This is a genomic window from Azospirillum sp. INR13 (assembly GCF_015390205.1).
Taxonomy (GTDB): domain Bacteria; phylum Pseudomonadota; class Alphaproteobacteria; order Azospirillales; family Azospirillaceae; genus Azospirillum.
Map to the genome: position 1 here is coordinate 150430 of NZ_VUOI01000007.1, position 24082 is coordinate 174511.

Below are 24082 nucleotides of genomic sequence, written 5' to 3' on the forward strand. Positions count from 1 at the left end.
TTCGGATTTGGTGGGGCGGCTGGGCACGCCCTGCGGGAAGGGGTGATGGCGATGGACAGCCTGGACGTGACGATCCGGGAGGCGGCGGAGTCGGTCGAACAGTCGCTGTGGCGCCGCCTGCGCGCCGATGCCGCCCGCGTTGCGGATGAGGAAAGCGGCCTCGCCCCTTTCCTGTATGACGCGGTGCTGGCGCGCGACGGCTTCGGCCCGGCGCTGGCGGCGCTGCTGGTGCGCAAGCTGGCCGACCGCGCCATGCCGGAGGACCGGCTGGCCGCCCTGGTGCGCGACGCCATGGAGTCCGATCCGGCCATCGTCGATGCCGCCGCCGCCGACCTCGCCGCCATCCTGGCGCGCGACCCTGCCGCCGACGGTTGCCTGACGCCCTTCCTCTATTTCAAGGGCTTCCACGCCCTGCAATGGCACCGCGTCGCCAACTGGCTGTGGAAGCGCCGGCGCCACGACCTTGCCCACTTCCTGCAGAGCCGCGTATCGGAGGCCTTCGCCGTCGACATCCACCCGGCGGTCCCGGTCGGGCGCGGCGTCTTCATCGACCACGGCACCGGCGTGGTGATCGGCGAGACCGCGGTGATCGGCAACGACGTCTCGATCCTGCAGAACGTCACGCTGGGCGGCACCGGCAAGGAGCATGGCGACCGCCACCCCAAGGTCCGCGACGGCGTGCTGCTGTCGGCCGGGGCCAAGGTGCTGGGCAACATCACCATCGGTGCCCACGCCAAGGTCGGCGCCGGCAGCGTCGTGCTGAAGGACGTCCCCGGCTGCGCGACCGTGGCCGGCGTGCCCGCCAAGGTCGTCGGCTGGTGCCGCGACGAGCCGGCCCCGGCGCTGACCATGGACCAGAGCCTGCAGCAGGGCGACTACAGCATCTGACCGACCTGCGGCCTGAATCGGCCGTGTTCCATGCCCCGTTCTTTGCACTGTCTCTCCGCTGTCACCGGAAATCCGTTGTCCGGGTGACTACATGGAAGATGGGCGTGGAGCGCGCGCGAGGGCAGGGCGTGAGGGTCTTGAAGGTGCTGCTGGCATTTCTGTTGACACTGGTCCTGCTGCTCGCCGGGCCGGCCTTTCTGATTGCGTCCGGAGCCGTACCGACGGCCGTCGACTGGAGCCGCATCGACCGCAGCCCGGTGGGCCTCGCCCCCGACGCGGCGACGACGCCGGAGGCGGTGGTGCAGGTCTATGCCGCACGCGTTCTGTCCTGGCGCGGCGCCTTCGGCGTGCATCCCTGGTTCGCCGTGAAGCCGGCCGGCGCCCGCAGCTACACCGTCTATGAAGTGATCGGCTGGCGCGCTTATCGTGGCCTGCCGGTGGTGGCCGTCAGCAACCGCGATCCCGATGGCCGCTGGTTCGGAGCCCAGCCTGCCCTGCTGACGGAACTGCGCGGTGCGGACGCCGAGGCCGCGATCCCCAAGATCGCCGCTGCCGCCGCCAGCTATCCCTTTGCCGGCGAGTACCGGGTCTGGCCCGGCCCGAACAGCAACACCTTCGCCGCCTGGGTCGGCCGCGCCGTGCCGGAACTGCGGCTCGACCTGCCGTCCACCGCACTGGGCAAGGATTATCTGGGCCGCGGCCTGTTCGCACGGGCGCCGAGCGGCACCGGCTGGCAGGTCAGCCTGTTCGGCATCGCCGGCCTGCTGCTGGCGCTGGAGGAGGGGCTGGAGATCAACCTGCTGGGCCTGACCATCGGCATCGACCCGCTGGACCTTGCAGTGAAACTGCCGGGACTTGGGCGGGTAGGGTGGTTCGATTCCGGATCGGATTAAAGGAGCCGAAGAAACAAACTATGAGGAGGAAGAAGTCGGTCAGTTGGTTTGACCGGTACACACCATCCTGACCTTGAACTTCGAAGGAAGGATGGTGCCCAGGGACGGAGTCGAACCGCCGACACGGGGATTTTCAGTCCCCTGCTCTACCAACTGAGCTACCTGGGCATCTCGGCGCCGCTTGGTGGGTGACCGTTTCGGTCGGTGCGGCGCGTCGTGTGGGGCGCTTTTTAGAGAGGTTCGGACGGGCTGTCCAGAGAAAAATTCACAAAAATCTTCGACCCACTTACGGCTCGTCGTCAGCGCCGGAATCGCGGGGTGGAACCGGGGATTCCGAGCCCGGGATGCGGTAGCCCTCGCCCAGCCAGCGCGACAGGTCGATGTCGGCACAGCGCTTGGAACAGAAGGGGCGGGTGGCCGGTTCGGTCGGGCGGCCGCAGATCGGGCACTGGGTGCCTTTCTCGCCGATGGGCCCCACCTTGGCGCCGGCGTGGGAAGGCGCATGGGAATGGGGGCGCTGCTCGGCGCCGGGAAATCGGGAGTCGGACAAGGGGAAGCCTCCGTAACGGACTGTAAGCGGCTAGGAACGCAGCAGAGCGGCCAGCGGCGTGCCGCGGCGGGCGCGGGTCAGCTCGACCAGGCCCAGCTTCGACATGCCATACACTTGGGTCTGCACCGGGTCGCTTTCCACCGCATGCGACAGGGCGGCCAGCACGCGCTCCGCATCGCCGCGGCCGCGCATGTTGACGAAATCCACCACCACGATGCCGCCGACGTTGCGCAGGCGAAGCTGGCGGGCGATCTCCGCTGCGGCGTCGATGTTGACGTCCACCGGGTTGCCGCGCTCCCCGGCATTGACGTCCACCACCGTCAGCGCCTCCGTCCGCTCGATCACCAGCGAACCGCCGAGCGGCAGCGGCACCCGGACGTCCAGAAGCTCCGCGATCGCAGAGTCGAGGTCGCGCAGGTCGAACAGGCGCTGGGACGCCTTGTGGGCCGCCAGCCGCGGCAGCAGGTCGGGGGCGTGGCGGTCGCACCAGCCGCGCAAGGCCGACAGCAGCGGACCCTCGCCGATGGCGATGGCGCCGGCCGGGGCCGGGTCGTCGACAATGATGGAATCGGGGGCCGCGGCGCCCTGCTCGATCAGGGCGCGGGTGGGGGCATCGGGGCCGGCATGAAGCAGGCGGGGGGTGGAACCGGCGCGGGCGTCGTCGCGGATGGCGCGCCATTGCAGGTGCAGCGCCTCCGATTCGGCGGCCAGCAGGTTGTCGGACACCTGGGCGGCGCCGGCGCGGACGATCCAGCCGGCGCCGGTTACCAGCCCCTCGATTCGGCGGGCGAGCGCCGCGCGCTCCGGGCCGGTGCCCAGGCGCTTCGACACCGCGATGTCGCGGCCGAGCGGCGCATGCACCAGGAAACGGCCGGGCAGGGTGATGTCCATCGTCAGCGACGGACCCTTGGCCCCCGCGGCGTCGGCCTTCACCTGCACCACCACCGGCTGGCCGGTGCGCAGCAGCGCGCCGATGGCGGACGGCTTCGACCCCGGACGGGGATGGGAGCGCGATTGGGGGGAGTCGTCGTCGAGGACGGGGCGGCGCACGTCGGCGGCCGGCAGCAGGCCGGACAGGCCGCCGCCAAGATCGATGAAGGCGCCGTTCAGGCCGGCGGCGATTCGCTCCACCCGTCCGAGGATGACGGCGCCCAGCAGCGACGGGCGGTCGGCATGGTCGATGTGCAGGTCGGTCAGGCGGCCATCGGCCAGCACCGCCGCCCGCGTCAGCGGACCGTCGCGGTCGACCAGCAGCTCAAGCCGGCTCATTGTTCAGGCGGGGCAGGGGGAGCGGGCGGGAAGCCGGCGCCGTGCAGCATGCCGGCGACCTCGTGGAGCGATAGCCCGACGACATTGCTGTAGGAGCCGCCGATCCAGCGCACCAGCGCACCCGCCCGGCCCTGGATGGCATAGCCGCCGGCCTTGCCCTTCCATTCGCCGGACGCGATGTAGGCGTCGGTTTCCGTCCGGTCGAGCACCTTGAAGGTGACGTCGGTGCGGACCAGCCGGTCGATCCTGCGGTGGCCCTCTCCGCTTGCGTCGGGGACCAGCAGCACGATGCCGCCCAGCACCCGGTGCCGCCGGCCGGACAGCAGGGACAGGCAGCGTCGCGCCTCCTCCTCCCGATCGGCCTTGGGCAGGATGCGCCGGCCGCAGGCGACCACGGTGTCGGCGGCGAGAATCCACGAATCGGGATGGCGCGCGGCGACGCACGACGCCTTCTCCGCCGCCAGCCGCAAGGCGTGCTGGGGCGGGAGTTCGTCGCGCAGCGGCGCTTCGTCGAGATCGGCGGGATCGACCGCGTCGGGCACGATGCCGATCTGGCGCAAAAGGTCGAGCCGGCGGGGCGAGGCCGAAGCCAGAACCAACCGGGGCGCCTTGGACGGGATCGTCACGGGGAACCGCGATGCAGCAAGAATGCTACTTGAACCGGAAGGTGATGCGGCCCTTGGTCAGGTCGTACGGCGTCATTTCCACATTGACGCGGTCGCCAGCCAGGACGCGAATCCGGTTCTTACGCATCTTGCCCGAGGTGTGCGCGAGAACCTCGTGATCGTTGTCGAGCTTCACCCGGAACATCGCGTTCGGAAGCAATTCGACGACGGTCCCGGAAAACTCGATCAGATCTTCCTTTGCCATAGGCCCTTATGTCCGTCCTAATAGTTTCGCGGCAATAACTGACCTTCCAAAGCCGCCGGGTCAAGTGGGATTCCCACTGCCGATGCGTTCGGCCGCAGCCCAGCCGCGCGGGGCAGCCCCGCGTTGCGGGGCGGACGGCCCTCCGGCACCGGTTCCGCTGGTCCTCCGGTCAGACCGACTGATGGGGGTTGAGCGGCGATGCGCTGCCCTCGTCCAGGCGGCGCGGCCGTTCCAGCGCCTGGCCGATGGCCGCGAACATCTCGCGCTGGTCGATCTCCATGCGCCGCGTCAGGCGGCTCACGGTTTCCGCCGCGGTCAGCGCGCGGCCGCTGGACCGGTCGTGAAACAGGTTGTGATTCGCCTTCGCGGCACTGGGCAGCAGGTCGGCGGCGACGGCGCCGGGAGTCGATTCGGCGGCGCGAATCAGCTTCGCCGCCCCGCCGGAGCCCAGAACATAGGCCATGCGGCTCTCCGATTCGCTGGCCCGGCGGCCCAGCCGCTTCTCCAGCGCGTCGCGCCCTCGGCCAGATAACGGGCGGCCATGCCGGCCGACAGGTCGACATCGTGGCGCAGGTCCAGGATCTGGCGGCGGATCGCCGGGTCCTTGACGCTGGACACGCCGTTGCGGACCTGGATGTGCGAGGCGAGTTCGCCCTGCCCATAGGCGGCGCCATGGCGGCGGAACAGGTCGAGCCAGGTGGAGTCCAGGAACTGGAACGGCCCGGCGGCGGAACTGCGGCTGTTCTTGGCACCGGCATCCAGCCCGCTTTCCTGGGTGGCCTGGGCCAGGATGGCGGTGAAGCTGTGGCCGGACAGGCCGGCGACCTGCTGCGAGGCGACCAGCACCCGCGCGGCGGTCGGGTTGTCGGAGGTCATCGCCTCCACGGCATCCGCCACCTTGGCGGAGCTTGGCACCGGAGCCGGAACAGCCGGCTTAAGCCCGGGCAGCGGCGCGCGCGGCGGCCCCGCGGTCGCCGGGCCGGCCTCGGCGGCCAGCAGGACGGGTGCCGCGGGTTTGGCGGCGGGCACCGGCACGGCCGTGCCGTCGGCCAGCCGGATGGGTGTCACCGGCTTCGCTGCGGGAAGGGGAACCTGGGTGCCGTCCTCCAGCAGGACCGGGGCCGCCGGCTTGCCCACGGGCAGGGGCGGCGCCTTCTGGCCGTTGGCGAGCCGACCCACCGGAACGCTCCCCGAACGGCTTTGCGAGGTCTGGGCCAGCGAGTCGCGGAAGGACCGCTCGGCGCCGGCACCATCGGCCGGCGGCGGAAGGGCGTCGGGCTTGCGCTCCGGAACGGGGGCGAGAGGGGGCTGCGCAACCTTCATGGCACACACTTCGCTGCAGGCCGGCAGAGCCTGCCGGGGTCGAGGCCCGTCCGGCCGCGCATCGGGAGCGTGAGCGCGGTCAGGACGGTGCACAGGCACTATAACACCGACTCGTCAGCTGTGTACGATCAACTGCGGGCGCTGGGCATCGGGCATCTCCCCATCCCGGGCCCCATCCCGCCCCCCATCACGCTCATGGCCGAACTCGCCGCCGCCCCTGTCGCCGGACCTGTCGTCGGCCCTGTCGTTGTGGCCGTCATCGGGGCGGGCCCAGCGGCCGACGGCGGCCAGAAGCTTCGACTTCTCCAGCGGCTTGGCCAGATGCGCGTTCATGCCCGCCTGCAGGCAGCGCTCGACCTCCACCTGCATCACGCCGGCGGTCAGGGCCAGGATCGGGATCCTGCCGACCGGAGCGGGCAGGGCGCGGATGCGGCGGGTGGCCTCCAACCCGTCCATAACCGGCATCTGCACGTCCATCAGCACGATGTCGTAGGTCTGTTCCTGCACGGCGGCGACGGCGGCGGCGCCGTCAATCACGGCGTCGACATGATGCCCCGCCTTGGTCAGCATGGTCATCGCCAGATCGCGGTTCATCGCCAGATCCTCGGCCAGCAGGATGCGCGCGCCGGGGCTGCCCGGCTCGATGCTGGAGACGGCGGTGCTGTCGGGCTGGACCGCGGCGCTGCCGGCGGACAGCAGCGGCAGCGAGAACCAGAAGGTGCTGCCGGCGCCTACCTTGCTGTCCATGCCGATCTCGCCGCCCATCAGTTCCACCAGCCGGCGGCAGATGGCAAGGCCCAGCCCGGTGCCGCCGCGCCCGCGCTCCAGCTGGGTGAAGCGCTGGAACAGGTCGCGCTGGCGGTCGGCGGCGATGCCGATCCCGGTATCCGTGACGGTGAAGGTGCAGATGCGGCTGCCGCCCGGCCGGCCCCCGGACTTGCTGCCCACCAGCCTGCTGCCGTCGTCCTCCACCGCCTTCACCGTCAGCCGGACGGACCCGCGGTCGGTGAATTTCACCGCGTTGCCCAGCAGGTTCAGCAGGATCTGGCGCAGCCGGTCGGGATCGCCCATGACGAAGCCGCGGGCGGTGGCGGAGATGGTGGTCTGAATCTCCAGCCCCTTCTGTTCGGCGGCAAGCCGGACGATGGCGACGCAGCGGTCGGCCAGATCGTCCAGCCGGAACGGCACGCTGACCAGATCGAGCCGCCCGGCCTCCAGCTTCGACAGGTCGAGCACGTCGTTGATGACGGTCAGCAGCGACCGGCCGGCATCGCGCACCTGGGAGGCATAGCGTCGCTGTTCGGTCGTCAGCGGCGTTTCCAGCAGCATTTCCGCGAATCCGATCACGCCGTTCATCGGCGTGCGGATCTCGTGGCTCATGGTGGCGAGGAATTCCTCCTTGGCGCGGCTGCCGGCCCGCGCCTCCTCCATGGCGGAGCGCAGTTCCTGTTCGCGCTGCTTCAGGCGGCGCGACATGTTGTTGAAGGCGTGGGAGACGACGCGGAATTCGTGCGGGGCACGGTCGGCCTCGATCATGGTGCCGCCGCCGCCGTCGCCGATGCGGGTGGCCGCGCTTCCCAGTTCCCACACCCAGCGCAGGACGGAGGCGCGCAGCAGCACCCACAGCGCGATGACGCTGACCAGCCCGGCGATGGCGAGCAGGCCCAGGCTTTGCCACAGGTCGTGCCGGGCCTCCGCGATGATCGGGGCGGTCGGCATGCCGACGGCGAAGACGGTGTCGGTCTCGCCGGAATGGCGGAAGGCCCACAGCCGGCCGCGGCCGTCGGCGCTTTCGGAATCGAAGGCGCCGTTTGCGTTCGCGCAGCATGTGCTGGACATGCTGCATGTGGAAGACGTTGCGGTTCAGCCAGCCTTCCGGGTCCGGCTGGCGGGCGACGATCACGCCGTGACGGTCCAGGACCATGACGCGGGCGTCCGGCTGCTTCAGCACCTTCACCAGATCCGTCAGCCAGGTGAGGTCGACCGCCACGCCGATCACGCGGACGATCCGTCCGTTCTCCATGATCGGGCCGGCGACGATGATCAGCGGCTTCAGCGAGCGCTTGCCGATGATGAAGTCGCTGACCACCCAGTTCTTCGTGTCGAGGACGCGCTGGAAATACTCGCGTTCGCGCAGCGAGATGCCGGCACCGGGGCCGGTGGTGTCGCAGATGATGTTGCCGTCGGCATCGGTCAGCCAGACGCCGGTGGTCCAGCGGTGCTGGCGCGGCATCGGCGACAGGGTGGCGACGCAGGCATCGGTATCGGTCGGCGTCGCGTCACGGATCGCCGGAACCAGCGACAGCACGCCGAGCAGGTTGCGCGCCTCCCCGATCAGGTCGCGCTGGCGCTCCACCCCGTCGTCGGCGAGGTGCAGGGCCAGTTCGCGCGCCGCATCGATGCGGTCGTCGAGCTGCTGGTCCGCCAGGTAGAGCGCGCCCGCCAGCGGCAACGCCAGCGACGCCAGCACGACGCCCATCAGGCGTGCGCGCAGGCTGCGCGGACTGAAGGCGTGGAGAAGGCGGGGCAGCAGACCGGCGGGCATGGATCAGGGGCTCTCCGCGGGAATGGGCGTCGACACACCCGAGCCTAGGCCGGCACGCAGTGCGTTGCGATGACACAGCTCAATAGCATTGCGCGGGACGCTATGGGAACAGGCTGCAACGCAGAAAGTTGCAAAATGCCAAAATTATTACCGACCATGCCGTGTGTCCGTGCGGCGGCATTTGACGGCCGTCAAGGCCGGCCGGCAGGCCTTCCGGGATGGTTCGCCCACTGCACTGCTCATCCTTGCGCCGATCATCCGTCAGGAGACCCGCCCGATGCACACCCACAGCGACTGCGCCATGACTCCGGCGAGAGCGGCCGGCCGAGCTTCCGGCATGGCAAGACAGCGGATGCGACGGATCGTGCTGACCCTGCACCTGTCGCTGGGGCTCGTGGTCGGAGGGTTGCTGGCCCTGACCGCGCTGACGGGCAGTCTGCTGGTCTTCTACGTCGACATCGACCGCATGCTGACGCCGGAGCTGGTGGTCCCGGCGGGCCAAAGGGATGGGCGGACGGACCCGGTGCCGCTCGACCGGGTGGTTCAGGCACTGCGCGAGGCCCATCCGCAGCGGACAGGCGGCTGGCGGCTGGAGCTTCCCCACGGGCCCGACCATCCGATCATGGCGCGCTACATGAAGCCGGAGGAGACGGCGGGGAAGTCCTTCGCCCCGCTGATGGTGGCGGTGAACCCCTACAGCGGGGAGGTGCTGTCCTCCCGCTTCTGGGGACGGACCGCCATGACCTGGATCTACGATCTGCATTACCTGCTGCTGGCCGGCGACACCGGCCGGATGGTGCTGGCGGCGGGCGGCATCGCCAGCCTGCTGATCCTGGCCAGCGGGGTCTATCTGTGGTGGCCGGCCGCCGGGAAATGGGGGCGGGCCCTGCTGCCCCGCATCCGCTCCGGCTTCGTCCGGCAGGTGTTCGACATCCATGTGCTGGCGGGCGTCTACGGCCTCGTCGTCCTGCTGCCGCTGATCGTCACCGGGGTGGTCATGGAACAGCCGGACTGGGTGAGGCCGATGGTCGAGAGGCTGTCGCCGCTGACCCCGGCGCCCGCCGTCGCGCCGGGGGCAGCGGGGACGGAGGTGGGGGCGGACGCCGCCCTGGCGGCGGCGCTCTCCCGCTTCCCGCAGGCCGAGCCGCGCTGGGTCGAGGTGCCGGCGCAAGCGGGCGGCGCCTACCACATCCGCCTGTTCCAGGCCGGCGAGCCCGGCTGGCGCTTTCCGAAGACCAGCGTCTGGGTGGACGGCGGCGGCGGTACGATCCTGGACCTGCGCGACCCCACCCGCTGGACCTTCGGCGACGCCTTCTTCGGCTGGCAGCATCCGCTGCACAACGGCGAATGCTTCGGCCTGTGCTGCCGCATCCTGGTTGCGGTGGCCGGCCTGCTGCCCGCGCTGCTTCTGGTCACCGGGGTGGTGCGCTGGCGGCAGAAGAAGCGGACGCGGCCTGTGCGAGCCGGCTGACCGCCGTTATACCGTCGGTCCGCGGGTCAGCGGGAAGCGCTGCTTGACCTTGGCCAGCAGTCCGTCGCGGACCTGCCGGTAGGCTTCCAGCATGGCGTCGCGGGTGCCGTCGACCAGGGTGGGGTCGAAGGTGTTCCAGAACTCCACATCGCAGGCCATGGTCCGCGTCATCTCGATGGCGCGGTGCTGCGCCTCGGGCGACAGCGAGACGATCAGGTCGAAATTGGTGTCTTCCAGATCCTCGAAGGTGCGGCAGCGGTGCTTGGACAGGTCGATGCCGATCTCCTCCATGACCGCGACGGCGAAGGGATCGACCTCGTCGCCCTCGCGGACGCCGACCGAATCCACATAGACGCGCGTGCCGTGGTAATGGCGCATCATCGCCGCCGCCATCGGCGAACGGATCATGTTGTAGGTGCAGGCGAACAGGACGCTCGTCACCGGCAGGGGGGTGAGGACCGGGGTCGCCGCCATGGCCTTGCGCCGCCCGTGCCCGTCAGCCGCGAATGTGCAGGACGCAGATCAGCGTGAACAGCCGGCGCGCGGTCTGCAGGTCCATCTCCACCTTGCCGGCCAGCCGTTCGCGCAGCATCTCGGACCCCTCGTTGTGCAGGCCGCGGCGGCCCATGTCGATGGCTTCGATCTGCGAGGGCGTCGACCGCTTGATGGCGGCGTAGTAGCTCTCGCAGATCAGGAAGTAATCGCGGACAATCGACCGGAAGCCGGTGATCGGAAGCATCAGCCGGTCGAGTTCGCTGTTGTCCTCGCGCCGGATGTCGAAGACCAGCCGGTTGTCCTCGATCGACAGGTGCAGATGGTACGGCCCGTCCTCCCACGAACTCGCAGGGACAGAACTCGTTGTCTTCCAGAAGGTCGAAGATGGCGACGGCGCGCTCATGCTCCACCTCGGGCTTGTGGCGGACGACACTCCGCTCGTCGAGCGTCACATGGGTGATGCGCCGCTTGCTTTTCGCCGTCGTCACGCCCCGCCTCCCCCGCAATCCCGGATTTATCGCCTTTAGTCTTTGTAACCCGGCAGCCGCTGCGCGACCGAGCGCGCATGCGCCTCCAGCCCCTCGGCCATCGCCAGCGTCACCGCCGCCGGGCCGATGGCACGCAGGCTTTCGGCGTCGCAGGCGACGAAGGTCGTCCGCTTCATGAAGTCCAGCACGTTGAGGCCGGAGGAGAAGCGGGCGCTGCGTGCCGTCGGCAGCACATGGTTCGGCCCGGCCACGTAATCGCCGATGGCTTCCGGCGTATAACGGCCGAGGAAGATGGCGCCGGCATTGCGGATCTTCGCCGCCAGCGCGTCCGGATCCTCGACGGCCAGTTCCAGATGCTCCGGCGCCAGCCGGTCGACCAGGGCCGGCGCGTCGGCCATCAGGTCGCCGACCAGCACGATGGCGCCATGCTCGCGCCAGCTCTCGCCGGCGATTGCCGTGCGCGGCAGCGTCTCCAAATGCTTCTCGACCGCCGATGCCACCGCGTCGGCGAAGGCGGCGTCGTCGGTGATCAGGATCGACTGGGCCGAGGTGTCGTGTTCGGCCTGCGACAGCAGGTCCATGGCGATCCAGGCCGGATCGTTCCGGCCGTCGGCCACCACCAGGATTTCCGACGGGCCGGCGATGCTGTCGATGCCGACCAGCCCGTAGACCTGACGCTTGGCGGCGGCGACGAAGGCGTTGCCGGGGCCGACGATCTTGTCGACCGGCTGGATCGTCGCCGTGCCGTGGGCCAGCGCCGCGACCGCCTGGGCGCCGCCGATGCGATAGATCTCGTCGATGCCGCAGCGCTTGGCGGCGGCCAGCACCAGCGGGTTGATCGCCCCGTCCGGCGTCGGCACCACCATCACCACGCGCTCCACGCCGGCGACCTTGGCCGGCAGGGCGTTCATCAGCACCGAGGACGGGTAGGAGGCGGTGCCGCCCGGCACATAGAGGCCGACGGCGCCGACCGCGGTCCAGCGCGCGCCCAGCCGCACCCCGGCGGCGTCGCGGTAGTCGGTGACCTCCGGGATCTGGCGGCGGTGGAATTCCTCGATCCGCGCGGCGGCGAGGTCGAGCGCCTCCAGCGTTTCCGCCGAGCATTTGGCCGTGGCGTCGTCGATCTCGTCCTGGCCGATGCGCAGGGTGTCGGCCGTCAGGGTCTGACGGTCCCAGCGGGCGGTGTAGTCGATCAGGGCATCGTCGCCGCGCGTGCGGACCTGATCGATGACACCGGCGACAAGCGTCTGGACATCCTCGCTTGCCTCGCGCTTGGCATGCAGCAGCGCCTCGAACCCGGCGGCGAAGTCCGCGTCGCGAATATCAAGCCTGACGGGCATTCACCGCCTCCCGGAACTTGTCGATCCACTGAGAAATCTCGGCCGTCCGCGTCTTGAAGGCAGCGCGGTTGACGATCAGGCGCGAGGTGACGTCGGCGATATGCTCCACCTCCACCAGCCCGTTGGCCTTCAGCGTCGACCCGGTGGAGACCAGATCGACGATGCGGCGGCACAGGCCCAGTGTCGGGGCCAGTTCCATCGCGCCGTTCAGCTTGACGCATTCGGCCTGGACGCCGCGGGCGGCGAAGTGGCGCTTGGTCACCTCCGGATATTTGGTGGCGACGCGCACATGGCTCCAGCGCGACGGATCGTCGCCCTCCATCATCTCCACCGGCTCGGCGACCGACAGGCGGCAGGCGCCGATGCCGAGGTCGAGCGGCGCATAGATCTCCGGATAGTCGAATTCCATCAGCACGTCGTTGCCCGCCACGCCCAGATGGGCGGCGCCGAAGGCGACGAAGGTCGCCACGTCGAAGGACCGGACGCGGATGATGCTGAGGTTCGGCACATTGGTGGCGAAGCGCAGGAGCCGGCTCTTGTCGTCGTCGAAGGCCGGCTCCGGATGGATGCCGGCATGGGACAGCAGCGGGCGCAGCTCCTTCAGGATGCGGCCCTTGGGCAGGGCCAGCACCAGCTGGTCGTCGACCGGCGCGGCCACCGTGGCGGCCGTCACCCCTTGGAGACTGGGATCGGCGGACAAAACACTCTCCTCGCTTCGCTCGCCGGGGCGGTGTGCAGGCCCCGGATGAACCATCGACGCGATAGATAGCACATTCCACGCGCCCGTCACCTGTCGCTGTCGCCCCGCGGAGGTTTTACGGAGGAAATGCGCTGAATTAGGAATTTCACACAAAACACAAAAATGGGTTTGACCAAACTCCATTGAAAGGGTAGATAAAAACCCATGGACGCCCACCGGGGCATCCCGCGGCAATTTGACTTCTGCAGCTTGCGCCGCGTCACCAAACGCTAAAGCGCCACGATACCGGTCGTGGACCTCTTCAAGAAGGAGAGACCGGAATGACATCGCGAGTTCCCGCTCCCCCATCCGTGCCTCGGACCGCTTTCCCGGCCTGCATGATGCGCCAGGGCCTGTGTTGCCGCTGATTTCGCGGCCCCAAGACACAGCGCCCATCCCGCACATCCGCCCGATCCGAGTATCCGCGCCGCCGCCCCGCATCCGTCGAGGGCCTGCCGCGCCGAGGGGAGTCCTTCGCCATGTCCCACGCCAACGCCTACGCCATCGAAGTGCAGGGCCGGTCCGCCGGCATCGTCGTCGCCGAACGCGGCGGCTTCACCTTCTTCGTGTCCGATTGGGCATTCCGCGATCTCGACCGCCGCGTCTTCCGCAATGTCGGACAGGCCCAGCGCGCCGCCCACCAGCATTACAGCCGGCTGCCCGAAACCCGGCGCCGCTGAGCCCGCATCAAGAAACCTGCCGCCAACGTCCCTGAGGAAAGTCCCGATGAAGCGCATCCTGATGTCGGTGGCCGTCGCCGCCGGCCTGTTCGCCTCCTCCGTCGCCGCAGTCGCCGCCCCGCTGAAACTGGGCGTGTCGGCCGGCCCCTATGGCGAGATCCTGGAATTCACCGCCAAGCTGGCCGCCAAGGAGGGCATCGAGGCGCAGGTGATCGAGTTCACGGACTGGAACATGCCGAACGCGGCGCTCCAGGCCGGCGACATCGACGCCAACAACTTCCAGCACCAGCCCTTCCTCGACAACCAGGTGAAGCAGCGCGGCTACGACATCATCTCCGTCGCCAAGAGCGTCGTGGTGCCGATGGGCGTCTACAGCAGCAAGGTGAAGGCGCTGGCCGACCTGAAGCCGGGCGCGTCGGTGTCGATCCCCAACGACCCCACCAACGGCGCCCGCGCCCTGTTCCTGCTGGCCAAGGCCGGCGTGATCGGGCTTAAGGACGGCGCCGGGCTGAACACCACCATCGCCGACGTGGTGAACCCGAAGGGCATCAAGCTGGTGGAACTGGACGCCGCCCAGCTTCCGCGCTCGCTCGACGACGTGGATGCGTCGGTCATCACCCTCAACTATGCCGTGCTGGCCGGGCTGGAGCCGAAGAAGGCGTTGGTGCTGGAGGATGACCAGTCCAAATGGAACCTGGTCTGGGCGGTCCGCAAGGATCGCATGGAAGACCCGACGATCAAGCGCTTCATTGCGCTGTATCGTTCGCCCGAAGTGCGGCAGTTTATCGAAACGCGCTTCAACGGTTCCATCATTCCGACTTGGTGAGGGGGCTGGGGGGACGCAGGACGTCCCCCTTTGCCGAATAAAAGATGATAACGCTAACAAACATTCGCAAGACTTACGCCGCCCGCGGCGGCGGGGCTCCCGTCCACGCGCTGGCCGACATCGACCTGACCATCGGACGCGGCGAGGTTTTCGGGATCATCGGCCGGTCGGGTGCCGGCAAGTCCACCCTGCTGCGCACGGTCAACCTGCTGGAAAGCCCGAGTTCGGGCAGCGTCACGGTCGACGGGGTGGAGATGACCACCCTGTCGGCGGCGGAACTGCGGCAGGCCCGTCACTCCATCGGCATGATCTTCCAGCACTTCAACCTGCTGTCCTCGCGCACCGTCTTCGACAATGTGGCGCTGCCGCTGGAACTGGCGGGCATGGCCAAGGCGGAGATCGGCCGGACGGTGGAGCCGCTGCTCGACCTCGTCGGGCTGGCCGACAAGCGCAACCGCTATCCGGCGGAGCTGTCGGGCGGGCAGAAGCAGCGCGTCGGCATCGCCCGCGCGCTCGCCAGCAAGCCGAAGGTGCTGCTGTCGGACGAGGCGACCTCCGCTCTCGACCCGGAGACGACGACGCAGATCCTGCATCTGCTGGGCGACATCAACCGGCGGCTCGGCCTGACCATCGTGCTGATCACCCACGAGATCGCCGTCATCAAGGAGATCTGCCACAAGGTGGCGGTGATGGAAGGCGGGCTGGTGATCGAGCAGGGGCCGGTCTTCGACATCTTCGCCCATCCCAGGCACCCGACCACCCGCAGCTTCGTCGATCCCGTCATCAACCGCGGGATTCCCGACAGCCTGCGCGACCGGCTGTCGCCCCAGCCCGGCTTGGGGAGCAACCCGGTGCTGCGCATCACCTTCACCGGCGAGAAGGCGACCACCCCGGTCATCAGCGCCATCAGCCGCCAGTTGAACCTGGACCTGAACATCTGGCACGGCCAGATCGACGAGATCCAGGGCGCCCCCTTCGGCACGCTGGTGGTGGAGGCGCTGGGCGACACGGCCAAGGTCGATGCCGCCATCGCACTGGTGAAAGAGAACAATCTGGGCGTCGAGGTGTTGGGCCATGCTCTCCCCGCAAATCATTGACCTGCTGATCAAGGGGCTGATCGACACGCTGCACATGGTGGCGGTGTCGGGCGCCATCGGGACGCTGATCGGGCTGCCCATCGGCGTGATGCTGGCCGTCACCGGCCGGGGCGAGCTGCTGCAGAACTTCGCCTTCAACAAGGTGATGGGGGCGGTGGTCAACATGACCCGCTCCACCCCCTTCATCATCCTGGTGGTGGCGATCATCCCCTTCACCCGGCTGATCGCCGGCACCTCCATCGGCACCAGTGCCGCCATCGTGCCGCTGACCGTCGCCGCCGCGCCCTTCATCGCCCGCGTGGTGGAGAATGCGGTGCGCGAGGTCGACCGCGGTCTGGTCGAGGCGGCGCAGGCGATGGGCGCCACGCCGTTCCAGATCATCCGCAAGGTTCTGCTGCCGGAAGCCCTGCCGGGCATCGTCGCCGGCCTGACCCTGTCGGCGGTCAGCCTGATCGGCTATTCCGCCATGGTCGGTGCGGTCGGCGGCGGCGGCCTGGGCGACCTCGGCATCCGCTACGGCTACCAGCGCTTCCTGCCGGAGGTGATGCTGGCGGTGGTCATCGTGCTGATCGTGCTGGTGCAGATCGTCCAATCGACGGGCGACCTGATCGCCCGCCGCGTCAACAAACGCAATCTGAAATCCTGACCCCATAAGAAACCGAGGAGTGTTCGAGATGCTGCGCTTCCGTTCGCTGGCTTCCCTGCTGGCCGGCGCCGCCACCATGGCCATCGCCTTCGGTGCGTCCATAGAGACTGCTGGCGCCGAGACCATCAAGGTCGGCGTCACCGCCGGCCCGCATGCCCAGATCCTGGAAGCGGTGAAGCCCATCGCCGCCAAGGACGGGCTGGACATCCAGATCCTGGAATTCACCGACTACGTCATCCCGAACCAGGCGCTGGCCGGCGGCGATCTGGACGCCAACAGCTTCCAGCACCAGCCCTATCTGGACAACCAGGTGAAGGACCGCGGCTTCGATCTGGTCAGCGTCGGCAAGACGGTGGTCTATCCGATCGGCATCTATTCCAAGAAGGTGAAGAGCCTGGAAGAGCTGCCGGCCGGTGCCAAGTTCGCCATCCCCAACGACCCGACCAACGGTGGCCGCGTCCTGCTGCTGCTGCAGGCCAAGGGGCTGATCAAGCTGAAGGACGGCGGTACCCTCAAGGCCTCGCCGATCGACATCGTCGAGAACCCGAAGAAGCTGGAGATCGTCGAGCTGGACGCCGCCCAGTTGCCGCGCTCGCTCGACGACGTGACTGCCGCCGCCATCAACACCAACTTCGCGCTGGAGGCCGGCATCGACCCGGTCAAGGACGCCATCGCCCGCGAGGACGCCGACAGCCCCTATGCCAACGTCATCGTCGTGCGCAAGGCCGACAAGGACAAGCCCTGGGTCGCCAAGCTGGTGAAGTCCTACAACAGCCCCGAGGTGAAGGAGTTCATCCTCACCAAGTTCAAGAACGCCGTGGTTCCCGCGTTCTGAGGCTGTTGAGAGCACGCCCGGCGGCGCCCAGCGCGTCGCCGAGCGTCTCGCCCGCATTCGGGCAGACCAGCCGCATCGACGGATACCAGGGCCGGCAGCCGGTGCCGAGCGCCGTCCAGTCCCCCGCCGGCCCGATCCGCCAGACCGGCACTCCCAGCGCGCCGGCCATTTCCGCCACCGACGTTCCGGCGGAGATCACGAGGTCCAGCGCCGCGGTCAGGGCGGCGGCGGCGTCCAGGTCGTTCCTCAGATCGAGCGGTGGGCGGTGGATGGCGATGCCGAAGGTTTCTTCCGCTTCGATGAGTTCGGCTTCGCAGTCGTCGTACTGAAGGGTGACGAGGCGCAGGCCGGGCAGGGTGAGGATCGGCGCCCAGTCGGTCAGCGGCGCATAGTTGGTGTCGCGCAAGGCGTTGCGCAGGCCGCTGCGCCAGCAGAGGCCTATATTCAATGCGGAGTTAGGCCCCCACCTATCCTCCCCCGCTGGGCGGGGAGGGACTGCCACCGCTCTCCCGAAAAGGCGCTTGATCCCCTCCCCCGCCCAGCGGGGGAGGGTAGGGGTGGGGCAATCGCTGCCGAACTCATCCAATCCCCCCAACCACCCCCGCCACCGCCGGACCGCCGCCGCGTCCGCCCGCAGCCATCCCTCCCGCGGCGGGAAGCCGCCCAATCCCCAACCCAGCCGCAACGGCAGTGACCCCGCCGGGACGTGGCAATCCGCGTCCATCGGATCCGCCGTCGCCGCCCGCACCACCGCCTGCGGGAAGGAGCGCGCGAACAAATCCACCAGCCGCGCTTCGCATTCCACAACCACCCGCCCCGCCCGCGCGATCAGGTCGGCGTAGCAGGCGCTGTACATCAGCTCGTCGCCCACCCCCTGCTCGCGCCAGACCAGCACGGTCTTTCCTGCCGGATCGCCGCCGTCCCAGGCGGGAATGCGGAACCGGCGGTCGGGCAAGGCTTGCCCGGCGGCAAAGCGGGCCTCCAGCCCGGCCCAGCCGGCATCGAGTTCCCCCGCGCCAACGCCGCATAGCCGCGGTTGAAGGCGGCGAGCGTCAGGCTCGGGTCGTCCTCCACCGCCTGCCGATAGGCCTCCTCCGCCTCCTCCGGCCGGCCGGAGGCGTGCAGGGCGTTGCCCAGATTGTAGCGCCACTCCGCCCGCCGCGGCTCCAGCGCCAGCGCCCGGCCCCAGCCCTTCAGCGCGGCATCCAACCGACCCTGGCGTTGGCGCAGGTCGGCCAGCCCGGCCCAGCCGGCACCGATACCGGGAGCCAGCAGGATCACCCGCCACCATGCCAGCCCCGCCGCGGTGCCGTCGCCCGCGCGTTCCAGCGCCAGCGCGAGGTTGCCGATCGTACCGAGGTCGCCCGGACGGCCCTGGAGCGCCAGGCGCAGATGCGCCACCGCCTCCGCCGGGCGGTCGAGCGCCAGTGCCGCCAGCCCGAGATTGCCGACCGCCGACGGGTCGCCGGGCCGCAGGCGCAAGGCCCGCTTCGCCGCCCGCTCCGCCTCGACGGCACGCGCCGCGTCGCGCAGGGCGTCGGCCGACAGGGCGGTCCAAGCCTCCGCCAATGCGGGATCGAGGGCGAGCGCCCGCCGGAAGAACGGCACGCCGTCGCCGCCCATCGCCTGCCGGGCGAGCCCGGCATTGGCCCACAGCCCGGCATGGAAGGGGGCGAGGCGCAGAGCCGCGTCGGTCGCCTCCGCCGCTTCACCACCCGCCCCGCGGGTCAGGCGCAGGGCGCCGAGATTGCCGAGCGCCTCCACATCGTCGGGGTCGAGGGACGCGGCGGCCTGCCAGTCCGCCTCGGCCTCGGCCATCGCCCCCATCTCCTGGTGGGCGAGGGCGCGGCGCTTGTGGCGGCCGGCGGTCGGTTCCGCCGCGATGGCGCGGGTCAGCAGGGTGACGGCGATGTCGGGACGGCCGGCCTGATGGCCGAGCAGGCCGTAGCCTTCCAGCGCCGCCGGAACCTCGCCGCCCTGGTCGAGGATGCGCTGATAGGCCTTCTCCGCCTCCGGCCAGCGGCCGGACCCGTGCAGGTCCCGCGCTTCGGCCAGCCAGTCGGCGATGGGCGGGGCAGGGACCAGACGGCGCATTTCCGCCGCCATGCGGATCAGCACGTCCGCCAACCCTTCGCCGGGCCGCGCGCTCCACAGCCGCATCGACGGGAACCAGGGCCGCACCGCGCTGCCCAGCGCCCGTCCAGTCGCCGGACGGACCGAAGCGCCAGACCGGCACGCCGAGCGCGCCCGCCAACTCGCCCACCGAACTCGCCACCGTCACCACGAGGTCGAGGCCGGCGATCAGCGCCGCCACCCCCTCCAGGTCGTTCTTCAGGTCGGTGTCCGGCCATCGGTGGATGCGCAGGCCCAGACGCGCCTCGGCCGCGGTGATCTCCGCCTCGCGCCCGTCATATTGCAGGGTGACCGGGATCAGGCCGGGAAGGGTCAGCAGCGGAGCCCAATCGGCGAGCGTCGTGTAGGAGGCCTTGCGCTCGCCGGCCGTGTTCTGGCTGCCCCAGCAGATGCCGACGCGCAGACCCGGCCCCAGCGCCGCCAGCCGGTCCCGCCAGTCCGCCAGCCGGGCCGGGTCGGGCGCCAGCCAGGAGCGCCGGTCGGGAAAGGCGGACAGCGCCGGCCGTAGCCGCCGCGGCAGCGATCCCATCGCCAGATGAGCGTCCGCATCGGTGGGATCGGCCGTCTGCGCCCGCACGGTCGCACCGGGCAGGGCGCGGCCGACCAGCCCGGTCAGCCGGGCATCGACCTCCACCACCAGATTGCCCGGCCCGATCCCGGCGGCGAGGTCGGGCAGGGCGGTGCCGAACATCAACTCGTCGCCCAGCCCCTGTTCGCGCCAGACCAGCAGGCGCCCGCCCGCTGCATCATCAGTGGCACCGTCCCAGGGCGGCAGCGTGAAGCTGCGCCCGGCCGAAACGCGGCGGGAGGCGAAGCGCGCCTCATACTCGTCCCACCCCTCCGCCAGCCGCCCCTTGCCGAGCAGCCGCAGGGCGAGGTTCCAGCGCGCCAGCGCGAAGCCGGGAGACAGGGCGAGCGCTTGGCCGTACAGCGCTTCCGCCTCGTCGCCGCGGCCCTGGGCCTCGCGCAGCAGGGCGAGGTTCACCATGGTTTCGGCATCGCCGGGAGCGAGGCGCAGCGCCTCCAGATGCGCGGCCTCGGCCTCTCCGGTGCGGCCGGTCTCCTTCAGCACGACGCCGAGATTGGTCAGGGCGGTGGCATGGCCGGGGTCGAGCCGCAGGGCGTGGCGCAGCGCCGTTTCCGCCTCGCCATACTCGTCGCGCGCGCGCAGCAGCGTGCCGAGATTGGCCCAGGCCTCGGCATAGCCGGCGTCGAGGTCGAGCGCGCGGCGGTAATGGACGGCGGCATCATCCAGCCGGTCCTGCTCCTGCAATGCGCTGCCCAGGCTGTTGTGCGCCTGCGGATAGGCCTCGCGCAGGTCGAGCGCCCGGCGGTATTCGGCCTCGGCCTCGCCCAGCCGGCCCTGCGCGTGGAGGGCGAGGCCGAGATTGGCGTGCTGCTCCGCCATTCGGGGGCGCCGCGCGATGGCCCGGCCGATCAGTTCGACCGCCTCGGCATCTTCCCCGCGCTGGTGGTGCAGCACGCCCAGCAGGTGCAGGGCATCGGGGTTGCCGCGGTCGGCCGCCAGCATCGCGCGGTAGGCGCGTTCCGCCTCATCCAGGTCGCCGGCGCGGTGGTGGGCCAGCGCCTCGCGCAGGAGGGCGGCCAGTTCGGCGGCGGAGGAGGATGGCGGCATGGAACGGGGGCCGGATCGAAGGAGGCGGTCCGTCTCGATAGCATGAGTCGGCCGGCCGCCGCGCCCGCAAAATCCCGACGCTCATTCGCGACTGCGATCAAGGGGACTGGCGTGTTGACAACCATTCTGTATACTTGCGCACAATTCGGCTCTGCCGGTCGAGCTCTATCCAAAAGGCCTATATCTTGGGTAAGACTGTAATCATTGTCGACGATAGCAAGCTCTCGCGCATGCATGTGCGGGCGATGGTCTTGCGCAACAAGCCGGACTGGTCGGTCGTCGAAGCGGCGAACGGCGACGAACTCTTCAAGACGCTTCAGGACACGCCTGTGGATGTTGCGATCATCGATTACAACATGCCCGGCGACAATGGCGTGGAGAGCGCGGCCAAGTTGCGCATGAGCCACCCGAACGTCCATGTCGCCATCATCACCGCCAACGCGCAGGACGCGGTGGTTTCCGGCATCCGGGCGGTCGGCGCCGCCTTCATGCCCAAGCCGCTGGAGGAGGAGCAGGTCGCCCGCTTCCTGAACTCCACCGCCCTGCCGCCCCGCCGCGCCTCCCAGGCCGCACCGGAGTGACCGCCGCCCCCACGCTGAACGAGCTGGAGCGCGATGCGCTGGCCGAACTGGGCAACATCGGGATCGGCAAGGCATCGACCGCGCTCGGCCGCATGCTGGGCGGTCTGGTGACGCTGTCGGTGCCGTCGGTGGAGATGGTGCCGCCGGACGAGGTGGCCGGGCTGCTGGACCGGGCATTGACGCCGCCGCTGGTGGGCGTGTCGGAAAGGCTGGACGGCCTGTTCGCCGGCTGCGCCCTGCTGGTGTTTCCCCAGGCCGGCAGCCTGCCGCTGGTGCGGGCGGCGCTTCCCCCCGACGTTCCGCCGGACGACGTTCCCGAACTTGAGGACGAAGTCCTGGCGGAACTGGGCAACGTCGTGCTGAACAGCGCGCTGGCGCTGGTCGCCAACCTGCTGGGCGAGCCGGTGGACACCGGCCTGCCCGTGGTGATCCGCGGCAGCGGGGCGGAGGTCCTGCGCGGCTGCGCCATGGTGGCGCCGGCCATCGCGGCGGAGGCCGGTGCGGCCCAGTCCGGTTTGGGGGCTGCCGCGCTGCTCTTCCACATCGATCTGCACACCAACCTGCCGGGCGGCGACGGGTCCGCCATCGGGGTCGGGGTCGGGGGGCGGGTGGTTCTGCTGCTCGATTCGGGCTCGGCGGGCGCGCTGCAGGCCACGCTCGGCCGCTATATCGGGCGGCTGGTGGCCTGAGACCATCAAGAAGAACCGACGCGGAAGAATCGGCCAAGAAGAATCGGCCAAGAAGAACCGACTGGAAAGGCGGGGAAGGACAATGGCACTCATCAAGAAGACCAGGATGGACACGGCACGCACGGCCCGGAACAAGGACGGCGGTGCCGATGCCGGTCCGGATGGGGGTGCGGTCGAAACCGCCCCCGAAACGGCCGCGCCTGCCGTCCCGACCATGAAAGCCGCTTCGCCGGACGGTGCCGTGCCGAACACTCCGCAGCGCCGCCGGGCGCGTGCCGACTCGCGCCGCCGGCAGGCCGCCAGCGGGATCGCCGCCGCCTCCACAGAGTTGGCGAGCGGCGTCACCCAGGCAGCCTCCGCCGCCGAGGAGCTGCGCCGGGCGATGGAGCAGATCGCCGCCGGGGCCGAGGAATCGGCCGGCGCCACCCAGCAGTCGCAGCGCATGATCGGCCGTGCGTCGGAACTGCTGGCCCCGCTCGCGCGCCACGGCCGAGCAGGCGGTGCTGCGGGTCGAGGCGCTGCAGGGAACGCTGAAGGACGTCAGCGGCCAGATCCTGTCCTCCATCGACGGCATCGTCCGCGCCGCCGAACGGCAGGAGGCCTCGGTCCGGCTGGTGCGCGACCTGGAGGCCCAGGCGCGCGAGATCGGCGCCATCGTGCAGAGCGTGGCCGCCATCGCCGACCAGACCAACCTGCTGGCGCTGAATGCCGCCATCGAGGCCGCACGGGCGGGGGAGGCCGGAAAGGGCTTCGCCGTCGTCGCCGACGAGGTGCAGGCGCTGGCCGAACGGTCCGAACGCAGTGCCAACGACATCCAGGCGATGGTCGGCGAGATCCAGGAGGCGGTGGCCGCCATCGCCGCCGGGATCGTCGCCTCCTCCGACGCCGCCAAGGCGGAGGTGGAGCGCGGGCGCACCATCGTGCAGCAGCTGGAAGGCGTGCGGTCGGACATGACCGCGCTGGTGCAGGGCGCGCAGGAGACGATCCGTGCCGCGGTGGAGGCCGATCAGGCCGCGCGCGAAGCCCTGCGCGGGGCGGAAACCATCGCCGCCAGCGCCGAGGAGCAGTCCGCCGCCGCCGAGGAGGCGCTGAAGACCGCGGGCGAGCAGGCCGTCGCCCTGAACCAGAGCCAGCGCGCCGCGGGCCAGCTGTCGGAACTGGCCGAGGATCTGGAGGGCACCGCCGACCTCGCCGCCACCGCCGACGAGCTGGCCTCGGCCGCGGAGGAGCTGTCGGCCGCCATCGAGGAGATCAACCGCGCCGCCGCCCAGATCATGACGGCGATCGGCCAGATCTCCGGCGGCGCCCAGTCGCAGAGCGCCGCCACCCACCAGCTCGCCTCCGCCATCGCGGAGATCGACGCGGCGGCGACGCTCGCCGCCAACCGGGCGCAGGATTCGGTCGAGCGCTGCACCTCGATGGAAGGCCTGCTGGGCGAGACCCGCGACACCATCGGCCGGCTGGCCGACGGCATGCTGGAGGCCATCGAATCGTCCCGCCGGGCAGGCGAGCGGCTGGACGCGCTGGAGCGGATCGGCCGGCGCATCGACAAGGTGGTGGACGCCATCGCCACCGTCGCCATCCAGACCGGCATGCTGGCGGTCAGCGGTTCCATCGAAGCGGCGCGGGCGGGCGAGTTCGGCCGCGGCTTCACCGTGGTCAGCGGCGATATCCGCAAGCTGGCCGGCGACAGCGCCGAGAGCGCCGAGCGGGTCAAGGACATCGTCCGCGACATCCAGGACCAGATGATGCGGGTGCGCCGCGACATCGACGACGTCTCGGCGACCGCGCTGGCGGAAACCGCGCGGCACCGCGCCTTCGGCGTCACCCTGACCGCCGGCGCGCAGGAACTGCGGGTGGTCACCGCCGGCAGCCGCGAGATTCTGGACGCCGCCGGGGAGACCACCATCGCCCTGCGCGAGACCCGCACCGGCGTGGAGCAGGTGGCCGCCGCCGCCGCCGCCGCCAACCTCGCCGCGACCGAGGCGGCCAAGGCGGCCCGCGAACAGGCCAAGGGGGCGGAGGAGCTGGCTTCGGCGATCGAGGAGATCGCGGCGATGGCCGACAGCCTGCTCGGCGCGGTTTGAC

The 24082-nt window shown here is 70.1% G+C and carries 23 protein-coding genes, 1 tRNA gene and 4 pseudogenes; 11 read left to right on the forward strand and 17 right to left on the reverse strand.

What is annotated here, in order from left to right:
• The first annotated feature begins 51 nt into the window (after window positions 1-51).
• Both cysE and F1643_RS08440 read left to right on the forward strand, forming a co-directional pair.
• On the forward strand, window positions 52-888 hold the full coding sequence (gene cysE, locus F1643_RS08435; RefSeq protein WP_370540534.1) for a serine O-acetyltransferase: 837 nt from the start codon (window positions 52-54) through the stop codon (window positions 886-888).
• A gap of 128 nt (window positions 889-1016) precedes the next feature.
• Complete coding sequence (locus F1643_RS08440; RefSeq protein ID WP_370540526.1) at window positions 1017-1781, forward strand: DUF3750 domain-containing protein; 765 nt, start codon at window positions 1017-1019, stop codon at window positions 1779-1781.
• Between the two features lie 92 nt (window positions 1782-1873).
• On the opposite strand, the gene F1643_RS08445 is transcribed toward F1643_RS08440, so the two are convergent.
• The 9 genes and pseudogenes from F1643_RS08445 to F1643_RS24600 all read right to left on the reverse strand — a co-directional run.
• Window positions 1874-1949: transfer RNA gene (locus F1643_RS08445), tRNA-Phe, on the reverse strand.
• A gap of 118 nt (window positions 1950-2067) precedes the next feature.
• Entirely contained in the window at window positions 2068-2331 is a 264-nt protein-coding gene (locus tag F1643_RS08450) for a DNA gyrase inhibitor YacG (RefSeq protein ID WP_194912556.1), read from the reverse strand.
• Between the two features lie 30 nt (window positions 2332-2361).
• Window positions 2362-3600: a ribonuclease E/G gene (locus tag F1643_RS08455; RefSeq protein ID WP_194912557.1), complete on the reverse strand. Its 1239-nt coding sequence runs from the start codon at window positions 3598-3600 to the stop codon at window positions 2362-2364.
• The gene (locus F1643_RS08460; RefSeq protein WP_194912559.1) at window positions 3597-4226 is read right to left on the reverse strand and encodes a Maf family nucleotide pyrophosphatase; all 630 of its coding nucleotides are present in this window, start codon (window positions 4224-4226) and stop codon (window positions 3597-3599) included. Before F1643_RS08460 ends, F1643_RS08455 begins: the two co-directional genes overlap by 4 nt.
• Before the next feature lie 25 nt (window positions 4227-4251).
• Window positions 4252-4470 carry a translation initiation factor IF-1 gene (gene infA / locus F1643_RS08465; protein WP_012977999.1) on the reverse strand — a complete coding sequence of 73 codons (219 nt, stop codon included), beginning with the start codon at window positions 4468-4470 and terminating at the stop codon, window positions 4252-4254.
• Between the two features lie 169 nt (window positions 4471-4639).
• Complete coding sequence (locus F1643_RS22680; RefSeq protein ID WP_255542545.1) at window positions 4640-4933, reverse strand: hypothetical protein; 294 nt, start codon at window positions 4931-4933, stop codon at window positions 4640-4642.
• Window positions 4894-5793, reverse strand: coding sequence for a lytic transglycosylase domain-containing protein (locus tag F1643_RS08470; RefSeq protein WP_255542546.1), 900 nt, complete (start codon window positions 5791-5793; stop codon window positions 4894-4896). Before F1643_RS08470 ends, F1643_RS22680 begins: the two co-directional genes overlap by 40 nt.
• A gap of 114 nt (window positions 5794-5907) precedes the next feature.
• The gene (locus F1643_RS08475; RefSeq protein ID WP_255542547.1) at window positions 5908-7632 is read right to left on the reverse strand and encodes an ATP-binding protein; all 1725 of its coding nucleotides are present in this window, start codon (window positions 7630-7632) and stop codon (window positions 5908-5910) included.
• A 106-nt stretch (window positions 7633-7738) separates the two neighbouring features.
• Window positions 7739-8338 (reverse strand): annotated as a pseudogene (locus F1643_RS24600) (hybrid sensor histidine kinase/response regulator); the annotation flags it as partial.
• Window positions 8339-8615: 277 nt separating this feature from the next.
• Between F1643_RS24600 and F1643_RS08480 the strand changes: the two are divergent.
• Window positions 8616-9809 carry a PepSY domain-containing protein gene (locus tag F1643_RS08480; RefSeq protein WP_255542549.1) on the forward strand — a complete coding sequence of 398 codons (1194 nt, stop codon included), beginning with the start codon at window positions 8616-8618 and terminating at the stop codon, window positions 9807-9809.
• 6 nt (window positions 9810-9815) lie between these two features.
• On the opposite strand, the gene F1643_RS08485 is transcribed toward F1643_RS08480, so the two are convergent.
• The 4 genes and pseudogenes from F1643_RS08485 to hisG all read right to left on the reverse strand — a co-directional run bounded on the left by F1643_RS08485 (window position 9816) and on the right by hisG (window position 12886).
• Window positions 9816-10283 (reverse strand): low molecular weight phosphatase family protein, encoded by a 468-nt coding sequence (locus F1643_RS08485; RefSeq protein WP_149222877.1) that lies wholly within the window; start codon window positions 10281-10283, stop codon window positions 9816-9818.
• Between the two features lie 22 nt (window positions 10284-10305).
• A pseudogene (locus F1643_RS08490) lies at window positions 10306-10792 on the reverse strand (UPF0262 family protein).
• A 35-nt stretch (window positions 10793-10827) separates the two neighbouring features.
• On the reverse strand, window positions 10828-12132 hold the full coding sequence (gene hisD / locus F1643_RS08495) for a histidinol dehydrogenase (protein WP_194912561.1): 1305 nt from the start codon (window positions 12130-12132) through the stop codon (window positions 10828-10830).
• Complete coding sequence (gene hisG / locus F1643_RS08500; protein WP_255542559.1) at window positions 12116-12886, reverse strand: ATP phosphoribosyltransferase; 771 nt, start codon at window positions 12884-12886, stop codon at window positions 12116-12118. The genes hisD and hisG overlap by 17 nt, the downstream gene beginning before the upstream one ends.
• Window positions 12887-13350: 464 nt before the next feature.
• Here hisG and F1643_RS08505 point away from each other — a divergent pair, with 464 nt between their 5' ends.
• From F1643_RS08505 to F1643_RS08525, 5 genes are read left to right on the forward strand one after another with little or no spacing between them, the layout of a single operon-like run.
• Complete coding sequence (locus F1643_RS08505; protein WP_194912564.1) at window positions 13351-13551, forward strand: hypothetical protein; 201 nt, start codon at window positions 13351-13353, stop codon at window positions 13549-13551.
• A 46-nt stretch (window positions 13552-13597) separates the two neighbouring features.
• Entirely contained in the window at window positions 13598-14377 is a 780-nt protein-coding gene (locus F1643_RS08510) for a MetQ/NlpA family ABC transporter substrate-binding protein (protein ID WP_194912565.1), read from the forward strand.
• Between the two features lie 44 nt (window positions 14378-14421).
• The gene (locus F1643_RS08515; protein WP_194912566.1) at window positions 14422-15474 is read left to right on the forward strand and encodes a methionine ABC transporter ATP-binding protein; all 1053 of its coding nucleotides are present in this window, start codon (window positions 14422-14424) and stop codon (window positions 15472-15474) included.
• Window positions 15452-16120 carry a methionine ABC transporter permease gene (locus F1643_RS08520; protein WP_111069914.1) on the forward strand — a complete coding sequence of 223 codons (669 nt, stop codon included), beginning with the start codon at window positions 15452-15454 and terminating at the stop codon, window positions 16118-16120. The genes F1643_RS08515 and F1643_RS08520 overlap by 23 nt, the downstream gene beginning before the upstream one ends.
• 28 nt (window positions 16121-16148) lie before the next feature.
• Window positions 16149-16955, forward strand: a complete 807-nt coding sequence (locus F1643_RS08525; protein ID WP_194912567.1) for a MetQ/NlpA family ABC transporter substrate-binding protein — start codon at window positions 16149-16151, stop codon at window positions 16953-16955.
• Here the strand turns inward: F1643_RS08525 and F1643_RS22690 are convergent.
• The 4 genes and pseudogenes from F1643_RS22690 to F1643_RS22705 all read right to left on the reverse strand — a co-directional run.
• A complete protein-coding gene (locus F1643_RS22690) occupies window positions 16927-17850 on the reverse strand; it encodes a hypothetical protein (protein WP_255542550.1) in 924 nt (307 codons plus the stop codon). The genes F1643_RS08525 and F1643_RS22690 overlap by 29 nt on opposite strands.
• Window positions 17811-18773, reverse strand: a complete 963-nt coding sequence (locus tag F1643_RS22695) for a tetratricopeptide repeat protein (protein WP_255542560.1) — start codon at window positions 18771-18773, stop codon at window positions 17811-17813. Before F1643_RS22695 ends, F1643_RS22690 begins: the two co-directional genes overlap by 40 nt.
• A gap of 108 nt (window positions 18774-18881) precedes the next feature.
• Window positions 18882-19115, reverse strand: a pseudogene (locus tag F1643_RS22700) (hypothetical protein); the annotation flags it as partial.
• A gap of 862 nt (window positions 19116-19977) precedes the next feature.
• Window positions 19978-20724: pseudogene (locus F1643_RS22705) on the reverse strand (tetratricopeptide repeat protein); the annotation flags it as partial.
• A gap of 185 nt (window positions 20725-20909) precedes the next feature.
• Between F1643_RS22705 and F1643_RS08535 the strand changes: the two are divergent.
• The 3 genes from F1643_RS08535 (at window position 20910) to F1643_RS08545 (ending at window position 24081) form a co-directional block, all read left to right on the forward strand.
• A complete protein-coding gene (locus F1643_RS08535; protein ID WP_194912568.1) occupies window positions 20910-21305 on the forward strand; it encodes a response regulator transcription factor in 396 nt (131 codons plus the stop codon).
• Window positions 21302-21994 (forward strand): chemotaxis protein CheC, encoded by a 693-nt coding sequence (locus F1643_RS08540; RefSeq protein WP_194912569.1) that lies wholly within the window; start codon window positions 21302-21304, stop codon window positions 21992-21994. The genes F1643_RS08535 and F1643_RS08540 overlap by 4 nt, the downstream gene beginning before the upstream one ends.
• Window positions 21995-22446: 452 nt before the next feature.
• On the forward strand, window positions 22447-24081 hold the full coding sequence (locus tag F1643_RS08545; protein ID WP_370540527.1) for a methyl-accepting chemotaxis protein: 1635 nt from the start codon (window positions 22447-22449) through the stop codon (window positions 24079-24081).
• Window position 24082 lies beyond the last annotated feature (1 nt).

What these genes read in the sequence shown, in the direction of transcription:
- cysE (WP_370540534.1), top strand. Translation starts at nt 52, where the DNA reads ATGGACAGCCTGGACGTGACGATCCGGGAGGCGGCGGAGTCGGTCGAA.
- F1643_RS08455 (WP_194912557.1), bottom strand. Translation starts at nt 3,600, where the DNA reads ATGAGCCGGCTTGAGCTGCTGGTCGACCGCGACGGTCCGCTGACGCGG.
- infA (WP_012977999.1), bottom strand. Translation starts at nt 4,470, where the DNA reads ATGGCAAAGGAAGATCTGATCGAGTTTTCCGGGACCGTCGTCGAATTG.
- F1643_RS22680 (WP_255542545.1), bottom strand. Translation starts at nt 4,933, where the DNA reads ATGGCCTATGTTCTGGGCTCCGGCGGGGCGGCGAAGCTGATTCGCGCC.
- F1643_RS08470 (WP_255542546.1), bottom strand. Translation starts at nt 5,793, where the DNA reads ATGAAGGTTGCGCAGCCCCCTCTCGCCCCCGTTCCGGAGCGCAAGCCC.
- F1643_RS08475 (WP_255542547.1), bottom strand. Translation starts at nt 7,632, where the DNA reads ATGTCCAGCACATGCTGCGCGAACGCAAACGGCGCCTTCGATTCCGAA.
- F1643_RS08480 (WP_255542549.1), top strand. Translation starts at nt 8,616, where the DNA reads ATGCACACCCACAGCGACTGCGCCATGACTCCGGCGAGAGCGGCCGGC.
- F1643_RS08485 (WP_149222877.1), bottom strand. Translation starts at nt 10,283, where the DNA reads ATGGCGGCGACCCCGGTCCTCACCCCCCTGCCGGTGACGAGCGTCCTG.
- hisD (WP_194912561.1), bottom strand. Translation starts at nt 12,132, where the DNA reads ATGCCCGTCAGGCTTGATATTCGCGACGCGGACTTCGCCGCCGGGTTC.
- hisG (WP_255542559.1), bottom strand. Translation starts at nt 12,886, where the DNA reads ATGGTTCATCCGGGGCCTGCACACCGCCCCGGCGAGCGAAGCGAGGAG.
- F1643_RS08505 (WP_194912564.1), top strand. Translation starts at nt 13,351, where the DNA reads ATGTCCCACGCCAACGCCTACGCCATCGAAGTGCAGGGCCGGTCCGCC.
- F1643_RS08510 (WP_194912565.1), top strand. Translation starts at nt 13,598, where the DNA reads ATGAAGCGCATCCTGATGTCGGTGGCCGTCGCCGCCGGCCTGTTCGCC.
- F1643_RS08515 (WP_194912566.1), top strand. Translation starts at nt 14,422, where the DNA reads ATGATAACGCTAACAAACATTCGCAAGACTTACGCCGCCCGCGGCGGC.
- F1643_RS08520 (WP_111069914.1), top strand. Translation starts at nt 15,452, where the DNA reads ATGCTCTCCCCGCAAATCATTGACCTGCTGATCAAGGGGCTGATCGAC.
- F1643_RS08525 (WP_194912567.1), top strand. Translation starts at nt 16,149, where the DNA reads ATGCTGCGCTTCCGTTCGCTGGCTTCCCTGCTGGCCGGCGCCGCCACC.
- F1643_RS22695 (WP_255542560.1), bottom strand. Translation starts at nt 18,773, where the DNA reads ATGGCCGAGGCCGAGGCGGACTGGCAGGCCGCCGCGTCCCTCGACCCC.